Raw genomic sequence first — 1,585 nt, forward strand, 5'->3', positions numbered from 1 at the left:
CGAACCGATCGCAAAGGCAATGGCACACTGATGCTGCCGAAGGGATCTCAAAGCCTGACGGCCGAAGACGATCGATACGAGATGCCCGCCTTTCTGGGGCGTCGGTACACCAAGATAGAAATGGTCCCCGGTGAACGTTCCGAGATCACGTTGACGGTTCAACGAAAGGGCACCGATCACTTGGGCGAGTGGGACAAATTGGCCGGCGTCGTTTTTGGATGCTCCACCCGCGAAGGCCGCAGGATTTGCGCACTGCCGGAAGTGCGTGAGAAGATGGACGAGTTTGCCAAAACCTTTCGCGAAGGCAAGAACCGCCAAGACCCCAAACTGTTGGCCGAAGCCTTCACGATCGTCGCCGACGCGTTTGTGAAAGCGGGTGACCTCAACGAATCGATGAAATGGCGAAAGAAAGCTGCCGAGCAGCGGGACAAGGTCGCCAAGGACACGCCCTAGTTGCTCCGCATAAACCGATCGGAATAGGACAAACAGGACTCATTGGTCGCATGGGTCCCATTCGTCCCATTTCCCTGGCCAGCGATCGACGAACGATCATCAGCGGCGGCACGAGCAACCCGATCAGTCCCCGCCAATCGGTCGCTAAGCGACTGACATGATCTTGAAGAACTCTCTGACCCACGGTGATGTTTGCTGCTGATAGGCGACCACGTAGCGCCGACGCGTGAAGTAATAAATCGCGTTGCCGCCTTGAAAGATCACGCTGAGCACGATCACGCTTCCGTAGACCGCAACGTTCAGCGTTTGGTAAAGCTGTTGACCGTCAGAACCGAGCAACCGGGAAAGTTCGGGGTTGGCGCTGATGTCCGGAACGTCGCCGAGCAACATCCACAAACAATAAGCAACGATCAGAGAGAGAAAGCCGACTTGGTTCCAGCCGAGCCAGGAGGTCGCCGATGGATCAAGTTTCAATAGCTTGCGGCGTCCCCAAAACTCAAAGAAGCAAACGGTCGAAAGCCCAGCCGTAATCGCCATCCCGTCCGCGCCGAAGAATGCGAACGGAAACGAGAGCGCCGCAATGACTCCCGTCGTCCAGCCATTGAACGTCGCCACGCGCGCAGCGCGACGAATCGGCCTGATCAAATTCGACGCCGCCATCAACTCACGATAATGAGCTTCGTTTAACGGCCCGCCCGACGGGGACGCGATCGGTTCAGCTTCCACGGATCCCGGTCTCCCTGAAATTCCTCGGCTTCGTTCATCTGGGACCTGGAGGTTAAGGTGCGCAGCGGGTGAAAGCAAGCATCTCGACGAATGATCCGGATACAGTCGACGCTCTGTTTCTGGTCAAAAAATGGGTTGGTCAAAAAATGGTTGCAGTAATGGGGCTGATGGGGTTCCGGGGAAGTCCCCATGCAACGTCGCGAGAACGCAACGCAGAGATTCGGTGAGAGCCCCATCCAGCCGTCGCTGATTCAACTTGTGACCAGCCCATTTTTTGACCCCACTTCCCACTGACGCAGGGGGGTGCGGGCCTGCCGCTGGCTGTCTGCCCCATTTTTCAAGGACAGTCCGCGGTCGTCGCTTGAGCATCAATCGCCTTGATGCACCCCGTGCATGACCGGCATGA

The 1,585-nt window shown here is 57.2% G+C and carries 1 protein-coding gene and 1 pseudogene; one reads left to right on the forward strand and one right to left on the reverse strand.

Annotation, left to right across the window (positions count from 1 at the left end; translation table 11 throughout):
• Positions 1-453: pseudogene (locus tag ABX749_RS32320) on the forward strand (hypothetical protein); the annotation flags it as partial.
• 144 nt (positions 454-597) lie between these two features.
• Here ABX749_RS32320 and ABX749_RS32325 read toward each other — a convergent pair.
• Entirely contained in the window at positions 598-1,179 is a 582-nt protein-coding gene (locus ABX749_RS32325; RefSeq protein WP_372899665.1) for a hypothetical protein, read from the reverse strand.
• Positions 1,180-1,585: the final 406 nt, after the last annotated feature.

Origin of the sequence: Stieleria sp., assembly GCF_041595215.1 — a bacterium.
Classification (GTDB): domain Bacteria; phylum Planctomycetota; class Planctomycetia; order Pirellulales; family Pirellulaceae; genus Stieleria; species Stieleria magnilauensis.